The 9,479-nt window shown below is 38.4% G+C and carries 8 protein-coding genes; all 8 read right to left on the bottom strand.

From position 1 onward, the window contains the following. Window positions 1-97: 97 nt before the first annotated feature. Complete coding sequence (cysK, locus tag B2R82_RS21750; protein ID WP_286927005.1) at window positions 98-1,027, bottom strand: cysteine synthase A; 930 nt, start codon at window positions 1,025-1,027, stop codon at window positions 98-100. A gap of 250 nt (window positions 1,028-1,277) precedes the next feature. Further along, entirely contained in the window at window positions 1,278-2,249 is a 972-nt protein-coding gene (locus B2R82_RS21745; protein WP_286927004.1) for a peptidyl-prolyl cis-trans isomerase, read from the bottom strand. Then, window positions 2,233-3,114 (bottom strand): Hsp33 family molecular chaperone HslO, encoded by an 882-nt coding sequence (hslO, locus tag B2R82_RS21740; RefSeq protein WP_286927003.1) that lies wholly within the window; start codon window positions 3,112-3,114, stop codon window positions 2,233-2,235. The genes B2R82_RS21745 and hslO overlap by 17 nt, the downstream gene beginning before the upstream one ends. Window positions 3,115-3,135: 21 nt before the next feature. After that, window positions 3,136-3,903, bottom strand: a complete 768-nt coding sequence (locus tag B2R82_RS21735; protein ID WP_283870274.1) for a type III pantothenate kinase — start codon at window positions 3,901-3,903, stop codon at window positions 3,136-3,138. 189 nt (window positions 3,904-4,092) lie between these two features. Continuing rightward, complete coding sequence (locus tag B2R82_RS21730) at window positions 4,093-4,926, bottom strand: aldo/keto reductase (protein WP_286927002.1); 834 nt, start codon at window positions 4,924-4,926, stop codon at window positions 4,093-4,095. A gap of 208 nt (window positions 4,927-5,134) precedes the next feature. Then, window positions 5,135-7,165, bottom strand: coding sequence for an ATP-dependent zinc metalloprotease FtsH (ftsH, locus tag B2R82_RS21725; protein WP_286927001.1), 2,031 nt, complete (start codon window positions 7,163-7,165; stop codon window positions 5,135-5,137). A 282-nt stretch (window positions 7,166-7,447) separates the two neighbouring features. Beyond that, a complete protein-coding gene (gene hpt / locus B2R82_RS21720; protein ID WP_286927000.1) occupies window positions 7,448-7,990 on the bottom strand; it encodes a hypoxanthine phosphoribosyltransferase in 543 nt (180 codons plus the stop codon). Between the two features lie 65 nt (window positions 7,991-8,055). Beyond that, a complete protein-coding gene (gene tilS / locus B2R82_RS21715; protein ID WP_286926999.1) occupies window positions 8,056-9,462 on the bottom strand; it encodes a tRNA lysidine(34) synthetase TilS in 1,407 nt (468 codons plus the stop codon). Between the last annotated feature and the right edge of the window lie 17 nt (window positions 9,463-9,479).

Below are 9,479 nucleotides of genomic sequence, written 5' to 3'. Positions count from 1 at the left end.
TTTTGACTAAATATTCACAAAGAGTCACTTGACCATTTAGTTTTTCAACACTATGAAAGGCTCCTCGTTAAAGGAGCCTTTGTTAGCAAATCATAGATTAGTCTTCAAATTGATATAAAGGTGTTGATAAATAACGTTCACCATTAGATGGAACAATTGCAAGGACATTTGAGCCTTTTCCTAAACGTTTTGCTGTTTCAATTGCCGCATAGATTGCTGCACCTGATGAAATACCGCACAAAATTCCTTCTTCACGTGCTACTTTACGTGCAACTTCGAAAGCAATCTCATTTTCAACAGGGAATACTGAAGAATAGATATCTGTATCTAACACTTCAGGCACGAAACCAGCGCCAATGCCTTGAATCTTATGTGGTCCTGGTTGACCGCCAGAAAGTACTGGTGAATCCTTTGGCTCAACTGCAATAATTTCAATCTCCGGGAATTTTTCTTTTAATACGGCACCTGCACCCGTAATTGTACCTCCTGTACCTACTCCAGATACAAATGCATTAAGCGTTAAACCATCAAATGCTTCAACAATCTCTGGGCCTGTTGTCAAACGGTGAATAACAGCATTAGCAGGATTTGTGAATTGTTGTGGTAAAAAGTAACCTTTTTCTGCGGCTAATTCTTCCGCTTTAGCAATTGCCCCCTTCATACCTGCTGGACCAGGTGTTAAAACAAGCTCTGCTCCGTATGCACGTAATAAATTTCGGCGCTCTAAGCTCATTGTCTCTGGCATTACTAAAATCGCTTTATAGCCTTTAGCTGCTGCGATCATTGCAAGACCAATACCTGTATTACCAGAAGTAGGCTCAATAATAGTACCTCCTGGCTTTAACGTACCGTCTTTTTCAGCTGCTTCAATCATCGCCAAGGCTAGACGATCTTTTACTGAGCTACCTGGATTAAAATATTCTAATTTTACATAAACCGTACCTTCATTTTCGCCTGTTGCATGATTTAACTTTACAATTGGTGTTTTTCCAACTAATTCAGCTACTGAGTTCGCTAATCTACTCATTTATTAATCCACTCCTAATCCCTACTATTTTTATAGGTTTTACTTATTTTGTATTTTATCAATTTTTCCATTCGATTGTCAATAAATAAAGCATATATTTTCAGAATATTTATTGAAACATAGAAAAGAATCCGCCGAACTTTTGGGAATATGCCAATAAGCTGTTGACGCAAAACGTCTGCAGCATTATTTGGCTCACCTATCCCGCAGATTTCTTGCAGATTCTTCCTAAACGCATTGGAGCTAGCTATTATTTATCTTTTTTCTCTTCTCCATAATACCAAGTTGCCTTGAATTCAGACCAAAATGCTTCTGGAGTAACAGATTGTGGTAATTGATCTAGCGCAAGCTCACGTTCAATATGCTCTTTCACATCTTCATATGTAAAGGATTGTCCTTCTACGATTTCTTGTACTTGCACAATTCCATAATGACCGTTATTAAGCTTAAAAGCTTTACTTACCTCTTTAGCTTTTAATGCCTTTGCAGCCTTTATAATTGCTGGATCAACGTTTTCCTGTTTTTCTGTGAGGAAACCGATATCTCCACCTAAACTAGCAGAGGCACTATCTAAAGAAATTTCTCGTGCTAGCACGGAAAAATCAGAGCTATTTTTTAGCTCTTTTAATGCTTCCTCAGCAGCTTTTTTGGAATCCACTTCTATGAAATTGGTGCGATAGCTTGTTTTCGTATTATACAGGGATTGATTTTCTTCATAATATTTTTCAATACTATCCTCTTTTATTACTACATCTTTTGTTAGTACTTTATCCAAAATAAGCTGTGAGCGTATTTTTTGTCGCAGTTGCTCAGCAGACAGATTTTGCATTGCCGTATCAAACTTATCCTGGGCAGAGCGCATTAGTGCAAGCTCTAAATCAATTTCTTTATCTGTAACTTTAATTTTATATTTCTTAGCTGCCTTCTCCATCACAGATTCATTTACTAAATTTTGTAGTGTCTCTTTACCATAGCGTTCTTCCATGGCAATCATCCACTCCTGACGAGTGATAACCTCCCCGTCAATGGCAGCGACCTGTTCATCGCTGCCAATCTCTTGACCTTTGTTTGGGATTAACCAAGCAATCAACCATAAAATATTTCCTAATAACAAAACGGCTATAACTGTTAAAGCTGGTTTCGTTTTTAAACGTCGTTGCAATAGAGGCGTTTGGTTTGGCGTTGCAGAGATTGAAGGTCGGCGATTACGCGTTGAGCTCATCAATATAACCTTCTAGTTCTTCTTTGGAGAAATGATATGTTTCTAAACAGAAATGACATTGTGCTTCGGCATCGCCATCTTCATCGATCATTTCTCGAATTTCTGCTGTTCCTAAACCTAAGATTGCTGCCCCAAAACGCTCTTTTGAACACTGACATTTAAACTCTACTGGCATGGAATCTAAAATCTGTAGATGGTCTTCCCCTAATACCGCTTCTAAAATTTGCTCAGGCGTAAAGCCCTTTTCAATCATTTTGGAAACGGGCTCTAATGTTGAAAGGTGCTGTTCGATTTCATTAATTGTCTCTTCATCACAGCCAGGCATCAATTGAAGAATAAACCCTCCAGCTGCAAGAATCGTATTATCAGGATTTACTAAAACACCTAACCCAACCGATGACGGTACTTGCTCGGATGTAGCAAAATAGTAAGTAAAGTCTTCAGCGATTTCACCTGAGACAATAGGCGTTTGTCCAGAAAACATATCTCTTAAACCAAGGTCTTTAACAACCGTAAGAGCTCCCTCTGTACCTACACCCGCGCGAACATCCAACTTACCCTGCTCGTTTAGATCGAAATGGACGTGTGGATTTGTAACAAAACCACGTACATCACCTTTAGCATTACTATCGATAACCATTGGACCAATTGGACCGTTGCCCTCAATTTTAACAGTGATTTTTTCTTCACCTTTCAGCATGGCACCCATCATTACAGCAGCAGTCATAGATCGACCAAGGGCTGCCGATACAACAGGCCACGTATTATGACGGTGCTGAGCCTCCCCTACAGTCGCTGTTGTACAAGCTGCAAAAACACGAACTTGTCCGTTGAACCCTAAGCCTCGTACTAAATAGTCTTTCATAAATGAAATGTCCCTCATTTCCTATTGGTTGCGTTTATATAGCTTATATAAACCTTTTAATGTTAAAAACGGATCAACCACATCAATTACCTGTGTCTCTCCAGCGATTAAATTAGCTAAGCCGCCAGTGGCAATCACGAATGGCTCTTCCTTACTTTGTGCTTTCATGCGATTAACGATGCCCTCAACTTGTCCAACAAAACCATAAAATATTCCGGCCTGCATCGCAGAAACGGTTGTTTTTCCTACAATATGCGTAGATCTTAATATTTCAATACGTGGTAACCTAGCCGCTTGTGTATAAAGGGCCTCCGTAGAAATCGTAATACCTGGGGCGATTGCACCTCCCATGTAATCACCTTTTTCATTTAAGTAACAAAATGTTGTAGCAGTACCAAAATCAACAATAATAATTGGTGCTTTATAAGCATCAAGAGCCGCAATTGCATTCACAATGCGATCGGAGCCAACCTCACGTGGGTTCTCATACTTAATATTCAAACCAGTTTTCACACCAGGTCCTACAACAAGCGGTTTTTTACGGAAATATTTTTGACACATCGCTTCTAACGAAAACATTATTGGTGGTACAACAGAGGATATAATAATGCCGGTTATTTGTTCAAATGAGATGCCTGCATGATTAAAGAAAGCTAAAACTTGCATTGCGTATTCATCTTCAGTCTTGTGAAGATCTGTCACCATACGCCAATGAAAGGCTAAATGATCGTTTTTATCATAGACCCCTAAAACGATATTTGAATTTCCTGCATCTAAAACTAATATCATAGTGACGCCCCCAATTTCTTGCACCTCATTGTCATTGTAACTGGCTCTATGCATTTGATACAACTATACAATGTGTAGTCGATAAGTTAAAACACTTTTAAAAATGATACCATACTTTACGCTCTACGAAATAGCATTCGTGCTCACTTTAAAAAGGAGCCACCCGTCTATTAAGTAGCTCCTTGCAGTTTATTTAAAATTAAACTTTTCTGGATCAGGACCGCAACGTAATCCATCATGTAATGCATCTAATTGAGACATTTCTTTTTCAGTTAGTGCAAAATCAAAAACATTTAGATTCTCTGACATACGTGCAGGAGTCATTGTTTTCGGAATGGTTACTACCTCATGCTGAACATCATAACGTAACACAATTTGAGCTGGTGTTTTGCTGTATTTTGACGCCAGCTCCTGAATCGATGCTTCTTCTAATAAAGCTCCATTCATCAGTGGGGACCATGCTTCTACTTGGATTCCTTTTTCTTTGCAATATGCACGTACTTCCTCTTGCGTTAGATGTGGATGAAATTCAATCTGATTAATAACCGGAATAACTGTTGCTTCCTTCAATAAATTTTCTAAATGATGTACATGAAAGTTACTAACACCTATTGATCGTACACGGCCATCCTGATATATTTTCTCAAGCGCTTTATAAACATTCATGTAATTATCATCGATTCCTGGCCAATGAACTAAATACAAATCTAAATACTCTAACCCTAATTTCTTTAAACTGCTTTCATATGCCGCAAGTGTTTCTTCATAGGAAAGTCCAGCATTCCAAACTTTTGATGTGACGAATAGCTCCTCACGAGTTACCAAGCCTTCCTCAATTGCTGTGCGAATTCCTCGCCCAACACTTTCTTCATTGCGATATACTTGCGCTGTATCAATACTACGATAGCCCTTTTTAATAGCTGTTTTTACTGCCTCAGCCAAATCATCTCCTTCAGGCACTCGAAAGACACCATAGCCTACTAACGGCATTACTAAGCCATTATTCAATGTTACATTCTCCATGTTTCTATTCACTCCAATCTTGTTTACTATACAAGCATAAGTAGCTTCCTCAAAATTTCTTTGATAACCAGACTGTTCTAGAATTCCTTAGTGAGAATCGCAAGTTGTAAAACGTCTATCTTGAAATTTATATCTATATCCTAATACCTGTTAACGAAAAAAGGCAAAGGAAAAGACTGTTCACTTAATGTAAACAGTCTTTCTTCATTTAATCACGTTTTTCATCGATACCTTTTGGTGCATTATGATTGAAGTCCGTGCCCTCTTTTGGTAAATCAGCCGTTGTTGGATTTGGTTCTTTGCTAAGCAATTCCTTTTTAACAGTTGGCTCACCAACGATATCTAAAGTTGGTTTAGTTTCAGCTTTAGGAGCTTTTTCCTCAATTACCTCAACAGCCTCTGGTTCTGGTAAGACGCCGTGATCACGCAAATGTTCGATTTCTTGCGCATTCAATGTTTCTTTTTCCATCAAAGTATTGGCAATTAAATCAAGTAATTGGCGTTTTTCCGTTAAGATACGCTTAGTGCGCTCATATTGAGAATCGATAATTTTTTGCATTTCTTTATCAATCTCATAAGCAATTGAATCAGAGTAGTTTTGATCTGAATTAAAATCACGACCAAGGAATACATTACCACCCTGACTTGAACCAAACTGCATCGCACCAAGATTCTCACTCATACCATATTCAGTTACCATAGCACGCGCAATACTTGTCACCTTTTGGAAGTCGTTATGTGCACCGGTAGAAACTTCACCAAGCACAATTTCCTCAGCGACACGACCACCCAATAGTCCAGCAATGCGGTCTAACAATTCTTGTTTTGTTGTAAAGAAGCGTTCTTCCTTAGGTAACATAATCGCGTAGCCTCCTGCTTGACCACGAGGAACGATTGTTACTTTGTGTACTGTATCCGCTTCATCTAGTTCTAAACCAACGACTACGTGACCAGCTTCATGGAAGGATACAAGCTTTTTCTCTTTTGCAGAATATACACGACTAGCTTTAGCTGGACCAGCGATTACTCGGTCAGATGCTTCATCGATATCTGCCATATTAATTGTACGTTTGCTTTTACGCGCTGCTACAAGTGCAGCCTCATTTAACAAGTTTTCTAAGTCAGCGCCTGAGAAACCTGGTGTACGCTGAGCAACAGCTGCTAAATCAACTGAGTCCGCTAAAGGTTTGTTGCGTGCATGTACCTTAAGAATTGCTTCACGCCCTTTTACATCAGGATGACCGACTGTAATTTGACGGTCAAAACGACCTGGACGTAATAACGCTTTATCTAAAATATCTGGTCGGTTTGTTGCTGCGATAATAATAATACCTTCATTCGCGCCGAAGCCATCCATCTCAACCAGTAATTGGTTAAGCGTTTGTTCACGCTCATCATGGCCACCACCAAGACCCGCGCCACGTTGACGACCTACTGCATCAATCTCATCGATAAAGATAATACATGGAGCGTTCTTTTTCGCATTTTCAAATAAATCACGAACACGAGATGCACCAACACCGACAAACATTTCTACGAAGTCAGAACCTGAAATCGAGAAGAACGGTACGCCTGCCTCACCTGCTACTGCTCGTGCAAGCAATGTTTTACCTGTACCTGGAGGACCTACAAGTAAGATACCTTTTGGAATACGTGCACCGATTTCAGTGAATTTGCGGTGGTCTTTTAGGAAATCTACCACTTCTACAAGTTCTGCTTTCTCTTCATCAGCACCCGCCACATCTGTAAAACGAACTTTTTTCTTTTGATCATCGTATAGCTTTGCTTTGCTTTTACCAAAGCTCATTACTTTATTGCCGCCACCTTGCGATTGACTCATCAGGAAGAAGAATAAGAAAATGATAATGATGAAAGGAATAATCCCTGTAAAGAATTGAATCCATCCACTTGTTTCTGGTGCTGTTAAATAGCTAATATTACTATTCTTATCCTTAGCAGCCTCATCGATACGGTTCAATAAAGATTGGTTTTCACGAGGGATATTTGCTGTAAAGCGTTGACCCTTCTCATAACCTTTCATCGTACCCTCAACGATGTATACTTGTTTATCAGGTTGAATTGTAGCACTTGTTATTTCTTTCTTATCTAGAGCATCTTGAAACTCAGAATAAGTTAACTCTTTCGTTGGCGCATTTCCACCATTGAAAGTACCAAAAATACCGATAATCACTAGGAAAATCAGTAAATAGAATATGGTATATCGAAATATTCGATTCATCTCCAGCCTCCTCATTACAAACAGAAAAATTATAAGTAAAATCTTAACATATCATGATTTCATCATACAACGAAAAGCCTTATTTAAAAAAAGTTTGGTTCGCTTTTTGTCGAAATAGAAACATATTTATGTCATAATCACTGCATCCCAGCGTAATTGTACCTGTTCCTGGATCTCAGCACAGCTAAACAATGTGTCAAGATTTCGAATTATTATTAATTCAATAAAAATCTGACCTTCGCTGAAGGCTTACTTTTCATAGCTGGGGTCTTTCGTTAACTCTTAGAAAGAATATACCTCTGGTTTTAAAATACCGATATATGGTAAATTACGATACTTTTCTGCGTAATCTAAGCCATATCCCACAACAAAGCCATCCGGTACTTCAAATCCTACATAATCAGCTGCTAAATTTACCTTACGACCTGACGGTTTATCTAACAATGTAACGATTTTGATGGATTTTGCTTTGCGGTATTTAAATAAGTCTACTAAATAGCTTAATGTTAAACCACTATCGATGATGTCCTCGATAATTAATACATCACGTCCCTCAACGCTGGTATTTAAATCCTTAAGAATTTTTACTTCGCCTGATGATACTGTGGCGTTTCCATAGCTAGAAACATCCATAAAGTCTAACTCAATGAAAGAATCGAAACGCTTCATCAAATCAGTCATAAATGGCATTGCTCCTTTAAGAACACCAACTGCTAACGGGAATGAATCTTTGTATTCTGCAGTCAATTGTGCTCCTAGATCAGCAATTCTTTCTTGCAATTGTTCCTCTGTAATCATAATTTTTTCGATGTCATTTTGTAACATATCGATTCCTCCTCGTGTGTATCAAAAAATCTTCAACCTTTATGGTGAAATGTTTTACAAAGACCTTAGTCTACGATGAGCACTGTATCATCGTTTGGTTGCGGAGTGGTTGAAAAAAACATACCCATACGCACACCAATTACCGCTACGACCTCATCAGATGGAGAAATCAGTAACGGCCAGCTATTTCGCTCATTTAAAGGAATCTTTTCATCTATAAAAAGGCGAGATAAGCGTTTTGGCTGATCCATTCCTTTTAACAGCATTCTATCCCCTTCCTTACGAGTTCTAACATAAAGAGGAAGTTTGAGTTTGCTAGCGTTAAAATAAAAAAGTTGTGCAGTATCCGTCAGCAATTCAGACGATAAATCAGGCAACTTGACTATGCATAAACGTTCACCGTTTGTCAGTGTTGTCCACCCATTAGCAGTCGAAATAATTTTTTTCTCAGGAGAAGTTTGACCTTCTAATGGTTCTTTCTTCTGAATCGATAATTTTCCGTAACGGCGAACTGCTAGAAATTCTTCTGGCAAGTGAACTTCAGCATATCCAGCTGTCGTATCACAAAGCTTTAAAATTGAAACCAATAAAGCATAACTTTGTATCGTATTTGAATCTTTGTAAAGATAGTTTAATAGTATTAAAATGAGCCTCCTTTGTAAAGCAAGTGGTACCAATTGAAAAGCCTCAATTTCCATCCTATATGTATTTTCGTCTAATTTTTTTACTGTTCTAGAAAATACATCCTCTGCTAATGTCATTAAATAGGCATCATCTTCTTGTAATTGTTCTGTAAAATGGGTCACCTGCTCGGTTACTCGTGGATTTTCTGCCTCCAATAATGGCACCACATGATGTCTAAAACGATTACGTACATAGGTATCTTTAAAGTTGCTAGCATCTTCACGGTACTCTAAACCTTGTCTAAGTAAATATTCCCTTATTTCAGACTTTGTAACCGTTAAAAACGGACGAATTAATGATTTTCCTGCAAAAAAACGCTGTGGCCGAATACCTTGCATACTGTTAATCGTTGCATTTTTAGTCAGGGCCATTAATACTGATTCCAGTTGGTCGTCCGCATGATGTGCAGTTACAAGCTTGCTTGCATTTGTTTTTTGCATGACCTCTTTAAAATATTGATACCTTTCTCTACGACAAATAAGCTGTGTATTTCCATTTTCTAAAGCCATAATCTCTGGTATTGGAATTGCTTTTGCATGTAAATATATTTCATGATTATCACAATATCTTTGGACGAAGGCTCTATCCTCAGCAGACGCTTCTCCTCTTAACATATGATCAACGTGAATTGCCTCTACCTTTATTCCCCATTTTTCTTTTGTTTGAACAAAATAGTGAAGCAAAGCCATGGAATCTATTCCACCCGAAACGGCGATGAGAAGATGGTCGTCTTGCTGTATTAATTGCTTTTCTTCAATTAGTGATTTGACCCTTAATTCAAATGACAAACGCTTCTCCTCCCCTT

It is taken from the genome of Lysinibacillus sp. UBA6686 (assembly GCF_002455205.1).
Classification (GTDB): domain Bacteria; phylum Bacillota; class Bacilli; order Bacillales_A; family Planococcaceae; genus Lysinibacillus; species Lysinibacillus pakistanensis.
The sequence above is the reverse complement of the archived record's forward strand: the minus strand, read 5'-3'. Positions and strand labels throughout refer to the sequence as shown.